The sequence below is a fragment of the Mucilaginibacter sp. genome (assembly GCF_039207105.1).
Taxonomy (GTDB): Bacteria; Bacteroidota; Bacteroidia; order Sphingobacteriales; family Sphingobacteriaceae; genus Mucilaginibacter.
The window spans coordinates 1-21,406 of sequence record NZ_JBCECK010000054.1 but is presented as its reverse complement, the minus strand read 5'-3'; the positions used below and the strand labels follow the sequence as shown (position 1 = coordinate 21,406).

Below are 21,406 nucleotides of genomic sequence, written 5' to 3'. Positions count from 1 at the left end.
ATTTAACAATGGTTCGCTGTTTTATTATGATATATATAACTGTTCAAACATTTATTTAAAAATCTTAAAAAAAATCACTGCAATAAAAACAATTCTGTCATTCAACAGTAATCTTAATCAAACGATTGATTTTTTAGTCCGAATCATTAGACACTAATCAATCGTTTGATTAATTTTGTGCCATCAAAATAAAATGGACAAAGATAAAATAGATAAAAAAGACCATATCCTGGATGTTGCCGAGCGCATATTCGCGGAGATGGGTTTTGACGGCGCATCAACCCGCATGATCTCGGGTGAAGCCGGAGTTAATATGGCCATGCTCAATTACTATTTTGGTTCAAAAGAAGGCTTGTTTTTAGCGGTAATTGAACGGAAGATAACTTCCTTTCAAAATATCCTTCAAAATATTGGCAACGCTGAAAATATAAGCGCCTGGGGAAAAATAGAATCGTATATTGAGATATATGGCGAAAGGGTGGTGAATAACAATTGCTTCCAAAAATTATTATACCAGGAAATGAGCATGAACCGCCGTACCGAACTATCTGATAAGATACGCAACATACTGATGAACAGTGTATCTGAACTATTCAAAATATTACAAGATGGTATAGATAGCGGGGAGTTCAAGAAAGATACTGATGTACAAATGGTAGTAGCCACCATGTATGGCACTAAAAACTTTGTAGTGAATACGCCACTCATGTCATCAACCATGCTGGGCTATGATATACAGGACGATAAGGTGTTGGAGGAACAATTTAAACCGCGCATCAAAACATATTTAAAAAACCTCTTTAAAGCATACTTAGTTAATGAAAATGACAACTCAAAATAAAAACCCAAACCAACTTACACTGTTAAGTGCAGTACCACCCTTCTGCCTTTATGCTGTTACGTTTATAATAGCATGCGCGCTGTTTATGCAAACCGCTAATGCGCAAGACAGGACAATTACTTTAAATGAGGCCGTAAAGCTTGGTCTTGACTACAGTAAAACTTTAAAATTGTCACAATCAAAAGTTGAGCAAGCTGTTTCTGAGTACAATCAGGCTAAGGACCGTTCATTACCAACAGGTAGTGCAAGCTATGGTTACAACCACGTTGAATTTCCGGCAAATAAGCTGGCATTTGGCCCCGAAAGTTTTAATCTGCCTAACAGGGCTGATGCTTATGTAGGTATACTTACCTTAAACCAAACTATTTTTGAAGGTAATAAGTTAAAATATGCCCGCCAGTCAACAGATCTTTTAACCCAGGTTGCCCGTTTAGATATTGATAACGACAAGGATCAGATCACTTATGACATTATCAGCTCTTACTATAGCCTTTACAAGGTTTTGCAAAGCAAAAAAGTGGTTGCTCAAAACTTAACCACTATTGATGCCCAGATAAAACAAGCTCAGCGTTTTTTTGAGCAAGGCCTGGTAACCAAAAATGATGTGCTGCGTTTCCAGCTGCAAAGATCAAACATTGAACTGAATGGTATCGACCTGGAAACCAACCGCCGCATTATTAACTACAATTTGAATGTTTTATTAGGTTTACCAGAAGGTACCCAGTTAAATATTGCCCAAATAACCGAAGCCGACAGGCAGGTTGCCCCTTTAAGCAATTACCTGGATACAGCCATGACCACCAGGCCCGAATTACAACAATTTGACCTGCGTACCAAAGTGGCCGAAACCAATATTAAAAGTATAAAGGCCAATAACTCGCCAAAATTAGCGGCATCAGTTGCAGGGTACTATATTGATGCTAACATTAATCCACTGCCTAAAAGCGGCAACTACATTACACCGCTAACCGCAGGCTTAACCTTGTCATGGAACTTTAGCTCGTTATGGACAAATAAGAACAAAGTGGTTGAAGCCAAAATTCAACGCGAGCAAACAGTTATTAACAAAAGCATCACTGTTGACCGTATCAAAGACGAGGTAAACCAAAGCTACCAAAACTACACCCAGGCCCTCAACAGGATACAGCTTTTACAAACATCAATTGATCAGGCTGGTGAGAACAATAAAATACTGGAATCAAAATACAAAAGCAACATAGCATCAGCTACAGACCGTGCAGATGCCGAAACACTGCTTTACCAGGCACAAATAAACCTGGAACTGGCTAAAGCCGATGCAGGCCTAGCTTATTATACTCTATTAAAATCAACTGGAAAAATCAACAAACAATAATACTAAACCAATCAATAAAATGGCAAAGGAACAAGAAACACAAGAACAACCTAAAAAGAAACCAAACAAGGTAATTCCAATCATATTAGGTGTATTACTTATTGGCGGTATCATTTTCGGTATAAAAGAATATATATACTTCAGTAAACACATTGATACAGATGATGCGCAGATCGACGGTGATATAAGCCCGGTTGTTACCCGCGTTGGCGGTTATGTTGATTCTATCTATTTTGAAGAAAACACGCACGTTAATGCCAACCAGCCACTGGTTAAAATTGACGACCGCGATTATAAAGTAAAACTGGAACAAGCACAGGCAGCACAGGTAGGTGCAAGCGCCGGTATCAACGTAAATCAATCGCAAATTTTTGCTACCCAGGCTAACTCTGCAAGCGCAAGAGCACAGGTTGCTTCAAACGCTGCCCGTTTAGAGAAAGTACAAAAAGATTACGCACGTTATGCTGATCTGGTAAAGGATGGTTCTGTAACCCAGCAACAATTTGACCAGGCTAAATCTGATCTGGATGTAGCTAAAGCTAACCTGAAAGCATCACAAGACCAATACAAAGCCGCTGTTGAACAAATTGGTACAACACGCAGCCAGTTAAAGGTTACTATCACCGGTGTATCACAAAGGCAGGTTGATATCGATTTTGCTAAACTTCAGTTAAGTTATACCAAAATCAAAGCGCCTACATCTGGTTTGGTATCTAAAAAGAGCATCCAATTGGGTCAGTTGGTACAAGCCGGACAAACACTGTTTTCAATCATTAATGACAACAGCCTGTACATTACTGCCAACTTTAAAGAAACACAGCTTGACGAGATGAAAAGCGGCCAAAAAGTTGACATTGAAGTTGATGCTTATTCAGACCTGAAACTGGAAGGAACAGTATATAACTTTTCGCCTGCAACAGGTGCTAAATTTTCCCTGTTACCTCCGGATAATGCTACCGGTAACTTCGTAAAAGTGGTACAACGTGTGCCTGTTAAAATAAAAATAAATGCCAGTAAAGAGGTGTTAGATAGATTACGCCCCGGAATGAGCGTAAAGGTTTCTGTAATTAAAGGATAATCCGTTTGGATTTCGGATGTTCAATTTCGGATGATTTCTTTGATTTCGGATTTCGGATGTTCAATTTCGGATTTAGAGTTTAGGATTTAGGATTTAAACTTTAGGATTTCTGATTACAGTTTAGGATTTAGATTTTAGAATTTAATAAACATGGCTGAAACAGGCTTTAAAAAATGGATCATCACCATCACGGTTATCATAGCCTCCTTACTGGAGCTTATTGATACCACGATAGTGAACGTTTCCCTGCCCGATATACAGGGAAACCTTGGCGCTACCCTTGAGGATGTGGCCTGGGTAGTTACGGGGTATGCCGTAGCAAACGTAATCGTACTTCCGATGTCAGGTTGGCTGGGAAGCCGTTTCGGGCGTAAAAACTATTTTATAACATCAATAGTTGTATTTACCATCGCCTCATTCCTGTGTGGTAATGCTACCGGACTTGGTGAATTGGTTATGTTCAGGATCATTCAGGGCATTGCCGGTGGTGGTTTAATATCTACCTCACAAGCTATATTGATAGAAACATGGCCACGCGAACAAATTGGTACAGCTACCGCATTATTTGGTTTAGGTGCGGTGGTTGGCCCTACTGTTGGCCCTACCATTGGTGGTTACATTACCGACCACTCTTCATGGAGATGGATATTTTATGTAAACATTCCGGTAGGTGCGCTGGCGGCTTTCTTTGCCTACACATTTGTACGCGAAACACCGAAGGATGAAAAGGGAAAACCTGTGGATTGGTGGGGCATTCTCTTCCTGGCTATTTCGGTTGGTAGTTTACAAACCATTTTGGAAAAAGGCGAAACCGAAGATTGGTTTGCTACAACTTACATAACCGTACTCACCATTACCGCCATATTAGGTTTAATTATGTTTATATGGCGCGAGATGAGCATTGACTATCCGATTGTGAACTTTGCCATATTGCGGCACCGAAGTTTTGCCGTAGGGATGTTCACATCCTTTATATTGGGCTTCGGGCTGTATGGATCGGTATTCGTGTTCCCGGTATTTTGTCAGAACCTGCTCGGCTTTACGGCCCAGCAAACCGGCGAGATCTTGTTTCCAGGTGGACTTTGTACCATTATCATGATGCCATTTATAGGTAAAATGCTTAATAAAGGTATCCCGGCACAGTTTATGGCAACCGCGGGCATGTTTTTGTTCTTTGTGTTTACCACCATGCTCAGCAATTCAACGCTGGCCGTAGGTACAGGTGATTTCTTTGCACCGCTGGTAATTCGCGGTATTGGTATGGCCTTATTGTTTGTGCCATTAACCACATTGGCCATTGCCGACTTAAAAGGCCCTGAGGTAGGCCAGGGAACCGGGCTTAACAACATGATGCGCCAGTTAGGCGGTTCATTTGGTATAGCTACCCTTACCACTGTAATTCATATTCGCCAGGGTGTTCACCGTAATAACCTGTTAACCAATATTACATCAACCAACCCGGCCTTTACCGAGCGTTTTAATATGTATATGCATGGCTTTATGGCCAAAGGCCACTCAGTAATTGATGCCACACGTATGGCTTATGGCGCTATTGAAGGAGCAGTTACTAAACAAGTATTGCTGTTAACCTATGATGATGCTTATTGGATATCTGGTTTGGTCATGTTATTCTCGATACCGCTACTATATCTGCAACCGTTCAAAAAGGCGGTTAAAATGCCGGTAGACGCGCACTAAAAACGATAAAAGCCGTTCCTCTATTACCAGGAACGGCTTTCCCCAAAAAAAATTAACAATTAAAATTTAAGTACTCGCCCCGGGGGTACATTGAGCTTTTATCAAGGAAATTGCAAAGCCGGGGTCTGTTTAATCTTAGGTATAAATTTAGCGGTTTTAAATTAATAAACGCAAATTAATTAGGCATTAAACTTCAATTTGTGAAAAAGACATGAAATTTACACACTTCATGTCTTTTTTTTTGCCGGATTTTGCAAACAGCTTAAAAAACTATTTTCCCGGTAGAGGTTATAAGCGATGCGATCCGAACGGCATCAAAAATACGTTCTTCGGTAGTTGAAAGCTTTATTAATGAGTCTTCGTGTGCATTTACACACATCTCGCAACCATTAACAGCCGAAATAGCCAGGCTCATTAATTCAAAAAATTCTTTACCGGTTACAGGCTTCATCATCAGCTGCATACGGATACGTGCAGGTATCTGTGTGTATTTTTCTTTCTGCGTGAAATGCCTGAACCTGTAAAAGACATTATTTGAGGCCAGCAGTGACGCGCAACCTACAGCTTCGGCTATCTCGGCGGCATCAGCGCCTTGCCCTTCGGCGTACTTAGTAAAAAATACAGTAAGCGGCTTATTGTTGTTATTTACAGCTGTGCTTAAACCCAATAATGCGCATTCTTTATCTGTTAAATGAGCGGATGTAAGGGTACTTGTAAAATTCAGCTTCAGATCGCGCAAATAGCGCGATTCGCCTTTTTCAAGCAGCGTAAGGGCTTCTGTTCTGTAATCTTTATCTAATCCAATACTTTCCAATATTTCCTGGATCACTTCGGTACTTTCGGTCATGATTTTTTTATGCTTAAAGCTGAAAGCCCAGGGCTTAAAGCCAATTACGATTAATAGTTTTGAGCAGCTTTCGGCTTTTAGCCTTAAGCTTTCTGCTCACATTATGGTATAAAAAATCCCCGCACAAATAATATGTACGGGGAAATATGATTACAGGGGATTAAACAGTAAGTGTTTCCTGACCTTTTTCCCAGTTACAAGGGCAAAGCTCGTCAGTTTGTAAACCGTCAAGTACACGTAAAACCTCTTTAACGTTACGACCAACGTTTAAGTCATTTACTGACACCCAACGGATGATACCGGTAGGATCAACAATGAAAGTAGCACGGTAAGCGATTTTTTCATTTGGCTCTAATATACCTAAGTCTTCAGCTAATGATTTTGAAGTATCAGCAAGCATAGGGAATTTCAGATCGCGCAGATCGTCATGATCGCGTCTCCAGGCAGCGTGAACAAACTCAGAGTCGGTAGAAGCACCGATTAAACGGGTTTCACGATCACGGAACTCACCATAAGCCTTATTAAACTCAGCAATTTCAGTTGGGCAAACAAAAGTAAAATCTTTTGGCCACCAGAACATCACTGTCCAAACGTTATCGTCATTTACCAGGTACTCAGAAGTTAATGTTTCAAACTCTTTACCTTTTTCAAGACTTGTTACGGCTGTTTTAGAAAATTGTGGGAATTTTTGTCCTATCGTTAACATAAGTGCTATTTTGTTATTATTTATGCAAATATAGGAATTTTGTAAAGGGCGGATAATTCTTAAAATCTATATTATATAGATTTTATTTATATACCAGAATTTAACTCATAAATTTTATTTATCCAATAAGATTAATCCTCAATAATTTTCATTTTATAAAAAAAGCGGCACTTTGAGCGCCGCTTTTTATGAATATCAAAAACACTTACAGTATAAATTTAGTGCTCAGGAAATTGGAATCTTTATCATTTACAATTTCATTGATGATGCGCTTGTTGGTATCATTTATTTTGGCAGCTACTAATGAGCGTATGGAGAAAGCCCGTAGCGCGTCAAACACCGAAAGTGTACCTTCAGCGCTATCCTTACGGCCTGTAAACGGAAATACATCGGGCCCACGCTGGCACTGGCTATTGATATTTACTCTGCTCACCAGGTTTACAAAAGGATCAATCAATGAGGCTATTTCTTCGGCGTCATTACTGAATATGCTCACCTGCATGCCATGCGGCGAATCTATCTGGTATTCAATTGGCTCTTCAATTGATTCAAACGGAATTACCGGTATTACCGGGCCAAATTGTTCCTCTCGGTAAAGCTTCATTTTTTCGGTTACCGGATATACAATGGCCGGGTAAAAGAACGAGGCAAGCGTTTCGCCACCATTCTCATTGATCACTTTGGCTCCATTGTCAATGGCATCCTGAACTATATCTGTTAAATAGTCGGTTTTATTAGCTTCAGGCAGTGGGGTAAGTTTTACGTCCTTATCCCAGGGCAAACCAAATTTAAGTTTGGATACTTCCTCGCTCAGCAGTTTCAGGAACTCATCGGCAACATCCTTGTGTACAAATATTACCTTAATGGCGGTACAACGCTGTCCGTTAAATGATAATGCACCCAAAACACATTCGCTCACAGCCAGTTTCAGATCGGCATTTTTAGTAACAATAGCTGCGTTTTTAGCATCTAAACTAAGCACCGCCCGCAAACGGTTAATTTTAGGGTGACGCTTTTTCAAGTCATTAGCCACCTTGCTTGAACCAATAAAGGCCAGTACATTGATCTTGCCGGTTTGCATTAAACCTGGGGTAACTACCGCGCCTCGGCCATAAACCGTATTAACCACGCCTTTAGGAAACGACTCCTGGAAGGCTCTCAACAACGGATAATGCAAAAGCGTACCATGCTTAGGTGGTTTAAATAAAATGGTATTGCCCATTATCAGGGCTGGTATCAGCGTAGTAAAAGTTTCGTTAAGCGGGTAGTTAAATGGCCCCATACACAACACCACGCCCAGCGGCGAGCGGCGGATCTGGGCTATTAAACCTTCGGCCATTTCAAACCTTGACGATTTACGGTCAAGCGCCTTTAAGGCATCGATAGTTGCGTTGATATATTCAATGGTACGGTCAAATTCCTTTGTCGAATCGCCGTATGATTTTCCAATTTCCCACATCAGCAGCTTTACTACCAATGCGCGCTGCTCAAGCATTTTATAAATAAAGCGCTCCATGCATTGAATACGACCATCAACACTCATGGTAGGCCATTCACCACGGCCATTATCGTATGCATTAATAGCAGCCTCTAAAGCATCATTAGCTTCTTCTTCGGAACAAATGGGGTATGTGCCTATTAACTTACGTACATACCCATCGGTAGTGGGAAAACAAACAGGTGAATAAACTTCGCTCACGGGCCCAATCCACTGTTTCATCTCGCCGTTGCAGAGGTATTCACGCTGATGCACTTCTTCTATCTGGAATTCGGCCGGTATCTGGCTTTCCTCCACAAATATGGAACTGATCTGGTCTTGAAAACTCATATTTTAAATTGATGTTTGATTTGCCTAAAGATAAAGAAAGCCTGCTCTAAAGAGCAAGCTTTTTCATGTAAACAAATTCATCAATTTGAGTTAGGCCGATTCTTTATACAGTACCATACCGGCATGATAAAAAACGTCGCCTTCAAAATCGCCATTGGCCACAAAACCCGAATCGTCTAAATATTCTATATGCTTACCACTGATGTTATAAAACCCAGTGAAAGCGTTTTTTTTATTACCGCGAGCCTCAACATAACGGCCGTTGGGTAATAACTCATGGCGTATGTAACCATCTTTTGTCACCCAAACGCCTATATGCTGATCTTTCTCCATGTAATTAAAATGATGTTGATGTTGTTAATTCTTTCCAGTTTTCTAAATCTTTTTGTACTGATGCTATTTTTTCATTGGCCAGGCCATAAGCATCTTCGCCTAAAAATAAATTAAGCGGAGGCTCCGCCTCGTTAGTTATCCTGATCATGGCGGCAGCGGCTTTTTCCGGATCGCCGGCTTGTTGGCCATCCATCCCGTCCTGATGCATATTGATCATATTGCGCACATTTTCATAAGCTCCTATCTGATTTTTAGGAACTACCAATGAACCCTGAGAAAGAAAGCTGGTGCGGAAATATCCGGGCTGTACTATGGTTACCTTAATGCCAAATGGCTTTACCTCGGCATATAAGGTTTCCGAAAAACCGTTAACCGCAAATTTGGTAGCGCAATAAATGCCGCCCCCCGGAAAAGCCCCGGTAAAACCACCTACTGATGATATATTCAGGATGTGACCGGATTGCTGCCCGCGCAGGTAAGGCAATACCTTGCGAATAACATTTAGTGAGCCAAATACGTTCACCTCAAAGTTTTCGCGGGCCTCCTCATTGGTCAGTTCTTCCAAACCACCCAGCAAGCCATATCCGGCATTGTTTACCACCACATCAATTTTACCAAAGGTACCGATGGTTTTTTCAATGGCCTGCTGCACACTGTCTTCATTTTTTATATCCACGGCCAGCGGTAAAAACTGCTCATCATTGTTATCAACAGCTTTATTCAGATCACTGATACTTCTGGAGGTTGCAGCTACTTTGTAGCCCTCTTTTAATAATCTTTTTACTAATGTGAGCCCTAATCCTTTAGAAGCTCCGGTTACGAACCATACTTTTTGATTGCTCATTTTATTTGTTTTTAGATAGATGGTATACCAATATGTTACTGCTTAGCGTGTTTGCCCCTGTGGCCTCAAAGTGATGTCATTTACAACAATGTTACCCGGCTGACTAATAGCATATATAAAAGCGCTGGCTATGGCATCTTCATCCATTTTTGGCATACCTGTTAAGTTGCCATAAAGCGCCTTGATCTTAGGGCTTGTGATATCATGTCCGAGCTCTGATTGTGTAGCACCAGGATAGATGGTAGTCACTTTTATAGTTTGAGCCACTTCCTCACGCAGCGTATCCATGATAGCGCGAACAGCAAACTTGGTTCCGCTGTAAACACCTATACCCGGCGATGTTTTTAAACCACCAACAGATGAGGTAGCCAGTATATGCCCCTGCCCTCTTTGCAGCATGTGCGGCAATACGGCATTAATACCATATAATACACCTTTAATGTTTATGTCGATCATACGGTCCCATTCATCAACCAAACCCTCATCAAAAAACGAGATGGGCATAATGCCGGCATTGTTCCACAAAACATCTACATGCCCAAATTTAGCTATGGCTTGTTGAATTAAATTATCCAGATCGGCACGTTTGCTCACATCTGTTTTTACGTAGATGGCATTATCACCGAGTTCGGCCACCAGCGTTTTCAACTGATCTTTACGACGGGCAGCCAATACTACTTTAGCACCCAGTTCGGCCAATCGGCGGGCGGTAACCGCGCCCATGCCGCTGCTTGCGCCTGTAATTACAATAACCTTATCTTTAATACTTTCCATAGGTAGATCTGTGTTTGATATTTTTATTAAGGCGGTTCGTTATTTATTTTCCAGATTCAGCTCAAAATCTGTTGAACAGGTAAGATCCTGCCATTCCCTGATCTCCTCATTTAAGGCATCAAGCTTGGTTAAAGCCCGGTTGTAAGCGTCGCCGCCTAACAATAAATAAAGCGGAGGATTGGCCTCGCCGGCAATTTTAATGATCGATGCAGCAGCCTTTTCCGGATCGCCGGCTTGCTCACCGTCCATTTTCAGGTATTTAGCATGCAGAGCCCGCACTTCGGCATAATCATCTATAGGGTTAGCTGTCATGGTTAATGCATCGGGAGTAAGGAAACTGGTGCGGAATGCCCCGGGAGCTACCACCGTTACTTTAATACCCAATGATTTTACATCGGATGCCAGTACTTCAGATAAACCTACTACTGCAAACTTAGCCGCGCTGTAAACAGCAAATCCAGATCCCGGCGCTATACCGGCTATTGATGCAATATTGATAATATGGCCCGAGCGTTGTTTACGCAGATAAGGCATTACATGCCTGATTACATTGAGGGTGGCAAATACGTTTACATCAAAAGCCTGACGGGTTTCTTTGTCGGTAAGTTCTTCAATAGCACCGCCAATTCCGTAACCGGCATTGTTGATCACTACGTCAATTTTGCCAAAAGTTTCATAGGTGTGCTGCAGGGCCAGCGATACGCTGCTTTCGTTAACCAAATCAACCTGCAAGGGTAAAAAATTATTGTTTTGGATGTTAACTGCATCAATTAACTCCTGTTGATTTCTGGAGGTGGCGGCAACAAGCTGACCAGCTTCCAGTAATTGTTTTACTAGACTGAGTCCAAATCCTTTGGAAGCACCAGTTATAAACCATACTTTTTTGTTGTCCATATTTTGTTCTTTTTTGATAGAACAAAATTAAGGCGGCGGAGGGGGTTAGGCATTACGCCAATCAAACCAATGATTACAAAATTCAAACAATTTATGAATTTCAATCATTTATTCAGGTTAATTTCCGGAACCGGATATAACAAATATAACGCATTATCCCCATCAAACCAAATCAACATTGCGGAAAGAGGTTGGCGTTTGCTGTGTTTGTTTTTTAAAGAAGTTATTAAAATGGGTAGGCTCCTCAAAGCCCAGGCAGTAACCTATTTCGGATATATTCCAGTCGGTATGCCTTAAAAGCGATTTAGCTTCGTTCAGCAGGCGTTCGGCAATATGGTCGGTAGTGGTTTTCCCTGTCGTTTCACGAATGGCACGGTTTAGGTGATTTACGTGAACCGACAAGCGCTGTGCAAAATCATTAGCCGAACGCAGCATAAACCTTTGCGATGGCGTTTCTATCGGAAATTGCCTCTCCAGCAGCTCGGTAAAAACAGAGGTTATCCGTGTTTTGGCATTGGCGTGTTTGTATACATTTTCTGATGGCTGTGTTTTTAACGCATAGTAAGCCAGCTCGGTAACATAATTCCTGATCAGCTCATATTTAAAATCGTAATCAGTATTGATCTCATCCAGCATTTTCACAAACAGACCACTAACGTATTCAGCCTGCGCATTATCAAGGGCGTAAACTGGCTTGGCGCCTAAACTAAACATCGGTAGTTCGCTTAAACCACCGCGAAACCTTTCGGCAAAAAAAGCCTCGGTAAATATGCAGAAGAAACCTGTTCTGTCGTCAGACATCTGCTCAAAGGTATAAGGCACATGCGGACTAAAAAACATCAGTGAAGCGCCGGATAGCGCGATGCTCTGATCGGCATAGTGAATAATATTGTCGCCAAACATCAGACTTATTTTGTAAAAGCTCCTGCGGCTATAGGTAACATGTTTGGTTGCCTTGGGCCCAATACAGTCCTCTATTCTGAATACATTAAAGTGACCCATGTTTTGCTGCAGGTTATCGGGCAGCCAGTCAAATTTGTTCTTGTAAAATTCTTCGAGTGTTTCACTTGCCATAATCAAAGTTACAAAATTCAAACTTCAATAAAATAAAACGAACTTTTTTTAACACTTTTTGATACTAAAAAGACATAGTTTTGGCGCGTTTTTGAGCAGAATCGGGGTAAAAACAGGCAATTTTATTGCATTTTAACACGTTTTTTGACAACTATGTATAAAGTACACTTTATTATCAAGTGGCAGTTGATCCCTTTTTTTGTCACCGTGAGCGCAGCGTGGCAATGACAATTTAGTACATTCATTGAGACTTACGAAGTTTTGAAAACTTCGTAAGTCTTCCCCTCCGCAACAAAAAAAGACACATGTGATATGTCTCTACATTGATTAACGTAAAGACATATTACATGTGTCTCAATATCTAAAAAGAACTCCTGTTATTCCTCTTCTTCAAACTCCAGGTTGGCGGCGGCTGGTTCATCTAAAAACCATTCGGTTTCGCCGGTTATGGAGTCAATCAGTTGGGCAGGGTATTCTTCAATATCCTCTTCATCTTCCAGTATATGGTGTACGGCAATCGCTTTGCCTTCGCCATAAACTAAAAACGCGATGTAGCGGGCATCATTAATAAGCGGTGCGTTCATGGTAATACGCCAAACCTGCTGATCTTCCAGCCATACTTCTTTTACGCCCGGTGTGGTATCATGCAATACCGGTGTATGCGGGAATAAGGAAGCCGTGTGCGAGTTATCGCCCAGGCCAAGCAATACCAGGTCAAAGCTTACTTCGTCTTCGTCGAAAAAAGCAGCGATCAATCCCCAGTATTTGGCAGCCGCTTCGGCAGGCTCAAAAGTGGTATCAACCGCGAATATCTGTGCCGGACTGATCAGCAGCGGCTCAAACAGCGCTTTTTTGGCCATCAGGTAGTTACTGTCTTTATGATCCTGAGGTACGTTGCGCTCATCGCCAAAAAAGAAGTAAACCTTTTCCCAATCCAGCTGATCGGCATAAGAGGTAGAAGCCAGCAACTCATACAGCTTTTTTGGAGAGCTACCACCCGACAGTGAAACCGTAAACTTTCCTCTTTCCGATATGGATTGCTTACCTATTTTAACAAAATAATCTGCCAGTCCGGTAAGCACCTCATCGGCAGTATTATATATATTTAAGTTCATAGTATGTATTGAGTTTTGAGTAATGAGTTTTGAGTGTTAGCTTATTAAAAACTCATCACCCAAAACTCAAAACTTAATTATCTTTTCTTACCATTTACCGGCAGGGTGAACCAGGTGAATCCGTCGCGGGCAATTAATGCCTCAGCAGCTTCAGGGCCCCATGAATCAGCAGAATAGTTAGGGAAATTCAGGCTCTTTTTATTTTGCCATGTGCTCAGGATAGGCATTACCAGTTCCCATGCAGCCTCCACCTGGTCGCCACGCATAAACAAGGTCTGATCGCCCAGCATGGTATCCAGTATCAGTGTTTCGTAAGCTTCAGGTGCCTGGTTGGTGTAAGTACCTTTGTAATCAAACACCATATCAACGGCGTTTAATACCATGTCAATTCCCGGGCGTTTAGCCTGTACCTGTAAGCGGATGCTCATTTCAGGCTGAATGCTGATGATCAGCCTGTTTTGCTGCCAGCTTTCAGCTGCTTCCGTAGGGAATATCAGGTGAGGTACGTCCTTAAACTGAATGGTAATAACAGATGACGGCTGGTGCATGCGTTTACCTGTACGCAGGTAAAACGGAACACCTTGCCAGCGCCAGTTATCAATAAAGAATTTAATGGCGGCAAAAGTTTCGGTGTTTGATTCCGGGTTAACTTTTGGCTCATCACGATAACCGGGTACTTCTTTACCTTTCATCCAGCCGCTGCCGTACTGACCTCTAACGGCCGAGTTACGTACATCCTCCGGACTAAATTTGCGCATGGCTTTCAGCACATCAACCTTACGGTCGCGTACCTCATCGGCGCTAAAGCTAACCGGTGGTTCCATAGCCACGTGGCAAAGCAATTGCAGCAGGTGATTCTGAATCATGTCGCGCATAGCGCCCGAGCCATCATAATAATCGCCACGGTCTTCAACGCCCAATTGCTCGGTAACTGAAATTTGCACGTGCTCAATATAGTTACGGTTCCACAGCGGCTCCATAATGGAGTTGGCAAAGCGGAAAGCCATGATGTTTTGAACAGTTTCCTTACCCAGGTAGTGGTCGATACGGTAGATCTGGCATTCGTCAAAAATATTCGACAATAAATGGTTAAGCTCTTTAGCTGTTTCCAGATCATGACCAAATGGTTTCTCGATGATGATACGCACACGTTTTTTATCATCAGCCAATTTAGCTTTTGATATGTTTGATGCGATGATCGGGAAGAAGTTTGGAGCCACCGCCAGGTAAAATAATACGTTGGCTTTAGTTTTCCACTCGGCATTATGTTTTTCAATACGTTTACCAAACTCTTTGTAAGTTTCAAAATCATTGGCATCCGATACCTGGTAGTAGATATTTTTTACAAATTCGGCCCATTTTTTCTCGTCGGTTTTACCGCTGCGCGAAAACTGGTTAATGTCCTTAAACATGTTTTCTCTGAACTGCTCATCAGTCAGTTTGGTACGGCCGGTACCAATGATAGAAAACTGTTTAGGCATCCAGCCATCTAAAAATAGATTGTAAAGGGCTGGTGCTATTTTCCGGGAATTTAAATCGCCGGTACCACCAAAAATGATGAATATAGTAGGATCTGATTTAGTGTTTGTGCTCATTGTTGATATTTTTAGGTATCAAGTAGTTAGTATCAGGTATCAGGATTTTTTCCTGAAATTTAAACTTTTGGTCTTGATACTTGATACTAACTACTTGATACTAATTTCTTATTTCTCCTCAGTTGGTGCCCACTGTGTATGGAAAACGCCTTCTTTACCGATCAGCTCATAAGTATGCGCACCAAAATAGTCGCGTTGAGCCTGGGTAAGGTTTGATGGCATCCTTGCGCTGCGGAAAGCATCAAAATAGCTTAACGAAGCAGCAAACGCAGGTGCGGCAATACCAGCAGCAATGGTTTTTGATAATACTTTTCTAATACCCGGTACAGCGCCTTCAACCAGGGCCTGTACATTTGAATCAAGCAGCAGGTGCTCTAAACCAGCATTCTTTTCATACGCCTGGAAAATATCATTCAGGAATTTTGAACGGATGATGCAGCCACCACGCCAGATCTTGGCAATTTCGCCCAGGTGCAAGTCATATTTGTACTCTGCAGAAGCATTTGCCAGCAAGTGCATACCTTGCGCGTAGCTGATGATCATGGTGAAGTAGAAAGCCTGTTCAAGAGCTGCTATAAACTCGGCTTTATCAGCCTCTAATACAATGGCATCCTTAGCGTAAAGCGAAGCCGCTTTTTCGCGCAGTTGTTTATATTTTGAAAGGTCGCGCATGGCTACAGAAGTATCAACTGTAGGGATTGGCGCTTGTAGGTCCATAGCCACTTGTGATGTCCATTTTCCGGTACCTTTAGCACGGGCCTCGTCCTTAATATCATCTAATAATAAATGATCGGTACCCGGAGCTTTGTATTTGAAAATATCTTTGGTAATATCCAGCAGGAATGATTGTAACCTGCCTTCGTTCCACTCGGCAAAAATTTTGCCTATCTCGTCGTTATCTAATTTAAGGCCTTTTTTCAGTATCTCGTAGGTTTCGGCAATCAGCTGCATAATTCCGTACTCGATACCGTTGTGCACCATTTTAACAAAGTGACCAGATGCGCCCGGACCAATATAGGTTACGCAAGGTACACCATCAACCTTGGCGGCAATGGCTTCAAAAATAGGCTTCATTACGTTGTAGGCTTGCTTGTCGCCGCCCGGCATCATGCTTGGGCCACGGCGCGCACCCTCTTCGCCACCAGAAACACCCATACCAAAGAAGTGAAGGCCCTGAGCTTCCAGTTCTTCCACACGGCGGTTAGTATCTGTAAAGTGCGAGTTACCGCCATCAATTAAAATATCGCCTTTCTCCAATAGCGGAGTAAGTTCTTCAATCACGGCATCTACAATTTTACCGGCCGGAACCAGCATCATGATAGCACGTGGGGTAGTTAAGCTTTGTATAAATTCTTTAACATCGCCAAAACCTTTAGCGGCACGGTCGCCGGCTTCTTCGTTCAGTGATGCTACTTTAGCGGCATCCTTGTCATGTCCGGCTACGGCAAAACCGTGATCGGCCATATTTAGCAATAAGCTGCGGCCCATAACGCCTAAGCCAATCATGCCAAAAGCATATTTATCTGTTGTTGCGCTCATTTTTTTAAAGTTGGTTCAAAGGTTCATTAGTTCATTGGTTCATTAGCATGTTGGTTCATTAGTTCATTGGTGAACTATTATTAATCATTAGGAAACCTAATAAACTAATGAACCAGTGAACTAATGAACCAACATATTATTTACTATTATTCTCCCTTTTCAGGTCTTCTAATATTTGTTTGGTGGTTTTGCAATCGGTATGTTGAAAAGCACGGATACCCAATTTTTGGGCTGTGTTCACAAACATCATCCTATCATCAAAATACACACACTGCTGCGGCGATGCCTGGGCTACACCCATAGCCAGCTGCCATATACCCGGATCGGGCTTGCGCATTTTTACCTCGCACGATGATACAAAGGCATCAAAACATTCATGCAGCTTAAACTTTTTAACCCGGTAATCATTCAGCTCCTTACCCTCGTTATTAATGGAAATAATGCGGAAACCGCAATCTTTTTTCCATTCCTTTAAGAAGGCCAGTGTGTCATCCAGTTCAGCAGAACGGGAGTACATGAACTCTTTAAAATCCTCGCGAACAAAATCGCGCGGATGATTAAAGATCACCGTATCCAGGTATTCGTCCAGGGTGATGGCGCCAATTTCATATACGTTGAATACAAAATTGTGCAGCTCATTTACCTCGGCGTAATCAAGCCCGAATTTTTCGCAAGCAGCCTTGCGCGAATCGCGGCCCCATCCATTAGTGAGCAGGATACCTCCTACGTCAAAAAAGAGAATCTTAATATTTGCAGCTTCCATAAAGCAAAGAATGGTTTAGTTTACTTTGCTTTTTTGGTCTTCAATAGCGTTTAACAGTTTTTCAAAAGGCTTATTGAATTTCTCGATGCCTTCGTCTTCCAGTTGCTGGGTGATGGCGTCAAGGTCAATTCCTAAGTCTTTCAATTTAGCTAAAGTAGCAGTAGCCTGGTCTAAACCACCTTCTAAGGTGTTAGCAGCAATACCATGATCGCGGAAAGCGTCGATAGTTTCTAACGGAACGGTATCAACAGTATCCGGGCCAATTAATGCTTCAACATATTTGGTATCTTTAAATGCAGGGTTTTTGCTGCCTGTACTTGCCCACAATAAACGTTGTGGTTTTGCACCTTTAGCGGCCAGTTTTTCCCAACGGGCACCGCTGAACACTCTTTTATAAATTTCGTAAGCTTTTTTAGCTGATGCGATAGCTACTTCGCCTACCATATCTTTTTCGCCTTTAGCTTCCAGCAGCGGATCAACAATAACGTCGATACGGCTCAGGAAGAAGCTGGCTACTGATGAGATATGCTCAATATTGTGACCGGCTGCCAAGTGATCTTCCAAACCTGAAATATAAGCTTCGGTTACGGCTTCATAACGCTCCAGACCAAACAGCAGGGTTACGTTAATGTTGATACCTTTAGCAATTGACTGCCTGATGGCGGCCAAACCTGGCTGAGTGCCCGGAATTTTGATCATTACGTTTTTACGGTTAACTTTTTTCCAAAGGTCTTCGGCCTGTTTAGCAGTCCCCTCTGTGTCTAAAGCTAAAAACGGAGAAACTTCAAGGCTCACATAACCGTCAGAACCTTTAACTTCTTCATTATATACGCCTTCAAATAAGTCAGCTGCCTGCTGAATATCTTTAGTGGCTAAGCCAAAAAATAACTGCTCATTGTCGTCAGTAGTTTTTGACAGTTCAACAATATCATTATCATAATCAGAGCTGCTGGTTATGGCTTTTTCAAAAATTGCCGGGTTTGAGGTAACGCCTCTTACGCCATCCTCGTCAATTAATTTTTTTAATTTTCCGGATGCCATGATCTCACGATCGATGAAGTCAAGCCAGATGCTTTGTCCGAAACTATGTATTTGTTTTACATTGTTAGTTGCCATCTTATTAGGTTGTTTTAAAGTTTGTTATTCAATTATTTACAGGCAGGTGTATTATTACAAACGGGGGTTGAAACTGCCCAGGCCGCTTCCATTTGTATTGGTTGATTAAAGTTCCTAATTTATATTGAATATATAGTAACCTTAATATCATTGTTTTAAAAACTTAGCATCGGGAAAACGCATGTAATGCGTCTCTGCATTATAGTTTGTTCAGCATTTGATCTTTTATCCAAAAATCCTTTATCCAAACTACGTGTTTGATGCCATTAAAATTTGCAGGTTGTAGCCAATAAAAAGTCCGCTTTCAATAACTCCAGTAATGGATTTAATGTCGCGCTCCAGGCTATGGCCCACCTCATCAAACATACAGTCAAGTATGATGTTGCCGTTTTCGGTAATCACAGGTCCGTCTTTCCCTTTGGCCGGCCTCAGGTGTATATTATCGGCACCCAGTGCTTTCAGTTCACGCTCTACGTAAAGCAGCGCCTGCGGAAATACCTCAACCGGTATCGGGAAATTTGTGCAAAGCTTAGGTACCATTTTTGAATCATCAACAATGATATAACTTACCTCGCTTGATGCCAAAAGAAGCTTTTCTTTGAACATGGCACCGCCCCTGCCCTTTATTAAACTGTTGTTAGGGTCAACTTCATCGGCACCATCAAACAGCCAGTCGGGTTTGTTTTCGTACAGGGAGGTTAAGGGCACACCCAGTTTGCTGCAAAACATGGATATTTCCAGCGAGGTGGGTATGGCCTTTACATTCAGTTTTTCTTTGCGGATGCGGTTGGCTATAGCAACCAGGGCCAGGTATGAGGTTGAGCCCGAGCCTACACCCAAAACATCACCATCTTTTACCTTAGCGGCAATTTCATCGGCTACTTTTTGCTTACCATTAATATTGGTAATCTCCGCCGACCATACAAGATTGCTTATGATATTATTATTTTGATCCACTGTTATTTTGTATTATTTCGTTCGTTACTCAAATCTTTTAACATCTGTAGAAGACTATATTGTTTCCCATCATCTAAAAAGATAAAGTTGGTAAATACGGGGTGTCCTGCCACTTTGGTAACTTCTGCGATAACGGCAATTGGTGCTGCTAATGTCTCTTTTTCGGATTTCCCTTTGCCTATATCATGAATATCGACAAGAAATTTATTACCGGTACTCTTGACCTTACCTGTTTGATAACCAAGACCAATATCTTGTCCTCCTAAAAATGGGTCAGAATCCAGACCAACGATCTCCCCTTTAGCCTTAGCTTGTGCCGCATAATCATCTATCAGTGCTTTACGAAGATGTGCATCAAAATACTCTGGTCGTTGCTTTACAGCAATTTCACAAGAACAAACAGGATGCTTTTTATCTACCGGAGCCTTATATAATACGATATACCAATCATAAAATTTCTGAACAAAAGTCCGAACGTTTTCTTTTTCACTAACAGATTGAGCATTTACATCCAAAATCATAACCATGCATAGCATGATCATACTGAAGGCTGTAAAATACTTTCTTTTCATTTTGATTGGCAAGATGAAAAGTAATGAGTTTCAAGCAGTATAAACCACTCAAAACTCATTACTCATAACTCAATACTATAACAGTGCTTTTGCTTTGTTAACTACGTTTTCAACGGTAAAGCCGAAGAATTTGTACAGGTCTTCTGCCGGAGCTGATTCACCAAAGGTGGTCATGCCCAGCATATCGCCTTCGTCTGTAGTATATTTATGCCAGCCCATTGGCGATGCCATTTCAACTGCCAAACGTTTGCGATTTGCTTTAGGCAATACGCTTTCTTTGTAAGCAGCATCTTGTTTTTCAAACAGCTCCCATGATGGCATACTTACCACGCGGGTTGAGATACCTTCTGCTTCCAGTTTTTCCTGGGCCTGCATAATTAACGATACTTCAGAACCGGTAGCCATCAGGATCAGATCAGGGCCTTTGCTGCCTTCAGATACAATGTAAGCACCTTTTTCTACACCTGATGCTTTACCATATTTATCCTGATCAAGGATAGGTAAGCCCTGGCGAGTGAATACCAATACAGTTGGGCCGCCTTTTTTCTCGATAGCTACGCGCCATGCATGTGCAGACTCGTTAGCATCAGCCGGACGTATTACTGTAACGTTAGGAATTGCACGCAAAGTTGATAAGTGCTCAACAGGCTGGTGAGTTGTACCATCCTCGCCTAAACCGATACTATCATGGGTATAAACAAAAATAGGGCTCACTTTCATAATGGCTGCCAAACGGATCGGCGGGCGCATGTAATCAGCAAATTGCAGGAAGGTAGCGCCAAATGGTAACAGACCTTTGGTTAAGGCCATACCATTTAATGCAGAACCCATAGCATGCTCACGGATACCAAAGTGGAAGTTACGGCCATTACGGTTTTCAGATGTAAATGAATCGTACTCTTTCAGGTTGGTTTCTGTTGATGGGGCAAGATCGGCCGCGCCACCAATCAGGTTTGGCAGGCTTGCAGCAATAGCGTTCAGCACTTTACCAGAAGCCTGGCGGGTTGCCATTTTAGGATCTGAACCTTTAAATACAGGCAATTTATCAGCCCAGCCAGCAGGCAATTCGCCTTTAAACGCGGCTTCGTATTCAGCAGCTAATTCAGGATATTTTGCTTTATAATCGGCAAATAATTTGTTCCATTTGTCTTCTTTACCCTGGCCTTTGGCGCCTATTCCGTGGTAGTAATCCAATACTTCAGGAGCTACGTCAAATGATTTTTCAGGATCAAAACCAAAGAAGTTTTTAACCAGTTTAATCTCATCAGCACCCAGCGGCGAACCGTGTGAACCGGCAGTACCTGATTTGTTAGGACTACCATAAGCAATCAGTGAACGAACGCGGATCAGTGATGGTTTTTGAGTTTCAGATTTGGCATTGATCAGGGCAAGCTCCAGTGCATGGGTATCATTCACATCGGCAATTTCCTGTACCTGCCAGCCGTATGAACGGAAACGGGCACTTACATCTTCATTAA

At 42.0% G+C, this 21,406-nt stretch carries 20 protein-coding genes; 4 read left to right on the top strand and 16 right to left on the bottom strand.

The window, feature by feature from the left end; all coding sequences use genetic code 11:
- Positions 1-193 precede the first annotated feature (193 nt).
- The 4 genes from AAGC65_RS12875 to AAGC65_RS12860 all read left to right on the top strand — a co-directional run bounded on the left by AAGC65_RS12875 (position 194) and on the right by AAGC65_RS12860 (position 4,971).
- Entirely contained in the window at positions 194-841 is a 648-nt protein-coding gene (locus AAGC65_RS12875) for a TetR/AcrR family transcriptional regulator (RefSeq protein WP_343112861.1), read from the top strand.
- Positions 825-2,195, top strand: coding sequence for a TolC family protein (locus AAGC65_RS12870; protein ID WP_343112860.1), 1,371 nt, complete (start codon positions 825-827; stop codon positions 2,193-2,195). Before AAGC65_RS12875 ends, AAGC65_RS12870 begins: the two co-directional genes overlap by 17 nt.
- 19 nt (positions 2,196-2,214) lie before the next feature.
- Complete coding sequence (locus AAGC65_RS12865; RefSeq protein ID WP_343112859.1) at positions 2,215-3,273, top strand: HlyD family secretion protein; 1,059 nt, start codon at positions 2,215-2,217, stop codon at positions 3,271-3,273.
- Between the two features lie 150 nt (positions 3,274-3,423).
- Complete coding sequence (locus AAGC65_RS12860) at positions 3,424-4,971, top strand: DHA2 family efflux MFS transporter permease subunit (protein WP_343112858.1); 1,548 nt, start codon at positions 3,424-3,426, stop codon at positions 4,969-4,971.
- A gap of 262 nt (positions 4,972-5,233) precedes the next feature.
- Here AAGC65_RS12860 and AAGC65_RS12855 read toward each other — a convergent pair whose 3' ends face one another.
- From AAGC65_RS12855 to AAGC65_RS12780, 16 genes are all read right to left on the bottom strand, one after another.
- Positions 5,234-5,818, bottom strand: a complete 585-nt coding sequence (locus AAGC65_RS12855; RefSeq protein WP_343112857.1) for a carboxymuconolactone decarboxylase family protein — start codon at positions 5,816-5,818, stop codon at positions 5,234-5,236.
- A gap of 160 nt (positions 5,819-5,978) precedes the next feature.
- Complete coding sequence (locus AAGC65_RS12850) at positions 5,979-6,524, bottom strand: peroxiredoxin (RefSeq protein WP_343112856.1); 546 nt, start codon at positions 6,522-6,524, stop codon at positions 5,979-5,981.
- Positions 6,525-6,729: 205 nt separating this feature from the next.
- Positions 6,730-8,352 (bottom strand): NADP-dependent glyceraldehyde-3-phosphate dehydrogenase, encoded by a 1,623-nt coding sequence (locus AAGC65_RS12845; RefSeq protein ID WP_343112855.1) that lies wholly within the window; start codon positions 8,350-8,352, stop codon positions 6,730-6,732.
- Positions 8,353-8,442: 90 nt separating this feature from the next.
- Positions 8,443-8,685: an Atu4866 domain-containing protein gene (locus tag AAGC65_RS12840; protein ID WP_343112854.1), complete on the bottom strand. Its 243-nt coding sequence runs from the start codon at positions 8,683-8,685 to the stop codon at positions 8,443-8,445.
- A 4-nt stretch (positions 8,686-8,689) separates the two neighbouring features.
- A complete protein-coding gene (locus AAGC65_RS12835; RefSeq protein WP_343112853.1) occupies positions 8,690-9,529 on the bottom strand; it encodes an oxidoreductase in 840 nt (279 codons plus the stop codon).
- A 42-nt stretch (positions 9,530-9,571) separates the two neighbouring features.
- Positions 9,572-10,303 carry an SDR family oxidoreductase gene (locus AAGC65_RS12830; RefSeq protein ID WP_343112852.1) on the bottom strand — a complete coding sequence of 244 codons (732 nt, stop codon included), beginning with the start codon at positions 10,301-10,303 and terminating at the stop codon, positions 9,572-9,574.
- A 39-nt stretch (positions 10,304-10,342) separates the two neighbouring features.
- Entirely contained in the window at positions 10,343-11,197 is an 855-nt protein-coding gene (locus AAGC65_RS12825) for an oxidoreductase (protein WP_343112851.1), read from the bottom strand.
- A 162-nt stretch (positions 11,198-11,359) separates the two neighbouring features.
- Positions 11,360-12,271 (bottom strand): helix-turn-helix transcriptional regulator, encoded by a 912-nt coding sequence (locus AAGC65_RS12820; protein WP_343112850.1) that lies wholly within the window; start codon positions 12,269-12,271, stop codon positions 11,360-11,362.
- A 377-nt stretch (positions 12,272-12,648) separates the two neighbouring features.
- The gene (gene pgl, locus AAGC65_RS12815) at positions 12,649-13,386 is read right to left on the bottom strand and encodes a 6-phosphogluconolactonase (RefSeq protein ID WP_343112849.1); all 738 of its coding nucleotides are present in this window, start codon (positions 13,384-13,386) and stop codon (positions 12,649-12,651) included.
- A gap of 77 nt (positions 13,387-13,463) precedes the next feature.
- Positions 13,464-14,981, bottom strand: a complete 1,518-nt coding sequence (zwf, locus tag AAGC65_RS12810) for a glucose-6-phosphate dehydrogenase (protein ID WP_343112848.1) — start codon at positions 14,979-14,981, stop codon at positions 13,464-13,466.
- Positions 14,982-15,089: 108 nt separating this feature from the next.
- Entirely contained in the window at positions 15,090-16,520 is a 1,431-nt protein-coding gene (gene gndA / locus AAGC65_RS12805; RefSeq protein WP_343112847.1) for an NADP-dependent phosphogluconate dehydrogenase, read from the bottom strand.
- Between the two features lie 136 nt (positions 16,521-16,656).
- Positions 16,657-17,283, bottom strand: coding sequence for an HAD-IA family hydrolase (locus AAGC65_RS12800; protein ID WP_343112846.1), 627 nt, complete (start codon positions 17,281-17,283; stop codon positions 16,657-16,659).
- A 15-nt stretch (positions 17,284-17,298) separates the two neighbouring features.
- A complete protein-coding gene (gene tal, locus AAGC65_RS12795; protein WP_343112845.1) occupies positions 17,299-18,399 on the bottom strand; it encodes a transaldolase in 1,101 nt (366 codons plus the stop codon).
- 249 nt (positions 18,400-18,648) lie between these two features.
- Positions 18,649-19,356 (bottom strand): ribose 5-phosphate isomerase A, encoded by a 708-nt coding sequence (gene rpiA, locus AAGC65_RS12790; protein WP_343112844.1) that lies wholly within the window; start codon positions 19,354-19,356, stop codon positions 18,649-18,651.
- Positions 19,357-19,358: 2 nt separating this feature from the next.
- Positions 19,359-19,928 carry a hypothetical protein gene (locus AAGC65_RS12785; RefSeq protein ID WP_343112843.1) on the bottom strand — a complete coding sequence of 190 codons (570 nt, stop codon included), beginning with the start codon at positions 19,926-19,928 and terminating at the stop codon, positions 19,359-19,361.
- A gap of 75 nt (positions 19,929-20,003) precedes the next feature.
- Positions 20,004-21,406, bottom strand: a 1,403-nt coding sequence (locus AAGC65_RS12780; RefSeq protein ID WP_343112842.1) for a transketolase, incomplete at its 5' end; no start/stop codon positions are given.

Excerpts from the sequence above, each read along its gene's own strand:
- AAGC65_RS12830 (WP_343112852.1), bottom strand. The coding sequence starts at position 10,303 with ATGGAAAGTATTAAAGATAAGGTTATTGTAATTACAGGCGCAAGCAGC.
- AAGC65_RS12855 (WP_343112857.1), bottom strand. The coding sequence starts at position 5,818 with ATGACCGAAAGTACCGAAGTGATCCAGGAAATATTGGAAAGTATTGGA.
- gndA (WP_343112847.1), bottom strand. The coding sequence starts at position 16,520 with ATGAGCGCAACAACAGATAAATATGCTTTTGGCATGATTGGCTTAGGC.
- tal (WP_343112845.1), bottom strand. The coding sequence starts at position 18,399 with ATGGCAACTAACAATGTAAAACAAATACATAGTTTCGGACAAAGCATC.
- AAGC65_RS12840 (WP_343112854.1), bottom strand. The coding sequence starts at position 8,685 with ATGGAGAAAGATCAGCATATAGGCGTTTGGGTGACAAAAGATGGTTAC.
- AAGC65_RS12845 (WP_343112855.1), bottom strand. The coding sequence starts at position 8,352 with ATGAGTTTTCAAGACCAGATCAGTTCCATATTTGTGGAGGAAAGCCAG.
- AAGC65_RS12870 (WP_343112860.1), top strand. The coding sequence starts at position 825 with ATGACAACTCAAAATAAAAACCCAAACCAACTTACACTGTTAAGTGCA.
- AAGC65_RS12835 (WP_343112853.1), bottom strand. The coding sequence starts at position 9,529 with ATGAGCAATCAAAAAGTATGGTTCGTAACCGGAGCTTCTAAAGGATTA.
- AAGC65_RS12820 (WP_343112850.1), bottom strand. The coding sequence starts at position 12,271 with ATGGCAAGTGAAACACTCGAAGAATTTTACAAGAACAAATTTGACTGG.
- AAGC65_RS12800 (WP_343112846.1), bottom strand. The coding sequence starts at position 17,283 with ATGGAAGCTGCAAATATTAAGATTCTCTTTTTTGACGTAGGAGGTATC.
- zwf (WP_343112848.1), bottom strand. The coding sequence starts at position 14,981 with ATGAGCACAAACACTAAATCAGATCCTACTATATTCATCATTTTTGGT.
- AAGC65_RS12850 (WP_343112856.1), bottom strand. The coding sequence starts at position 6,524 with ATGTTAACGATAGGACAAAAATTCCCACAATTTTCTAAAACAGCCGTA.
- AAGC65_RS12825 (WP_343112851.1), bottom strand. The coding sequence starts at position 11,197 with ATGGACAACAAAAAAGTATGGTTTATAACTGGTGCTTCCAAAGGATTT.
- pgl (WP_343112849.1), bottom strand. The coding sequence starts at position 13,386 with ATGAACTTAAATATATATAATACTGCCGATGAGGTGCTTACCGGACTG.
- AAGC65_RS12875 (WP_343112861.1), top strand. The coding sequence starts at position 194 with ATGGACAAAGATAAAATAGATAAAAAAGACCATATCCTGGATGTTGCC.
- AAGC65_RS12785 (WP_343112843.1), bottom strand. The coding sequence starts at position 19,928 with ATGAAAAGAAAGTATTTTACAGCCTTCAGTATGATCATGCTATGCATG.
- AAGC65_RS12865 (WP_343112859.1), top strand. The coding sequence starts at position 2,215 with ATGGCAAAGGAACAAGAAACACAAGAACAACCTAAAAAGAAACCAAAC.
- AAGC65_RS12860 (WP_343112858.1), top strand. The coding sequence starts at position 3,424 with ATGGCTGAAACAGGCTTTAAAAAATGGATCATCACCATCACGGTTATC.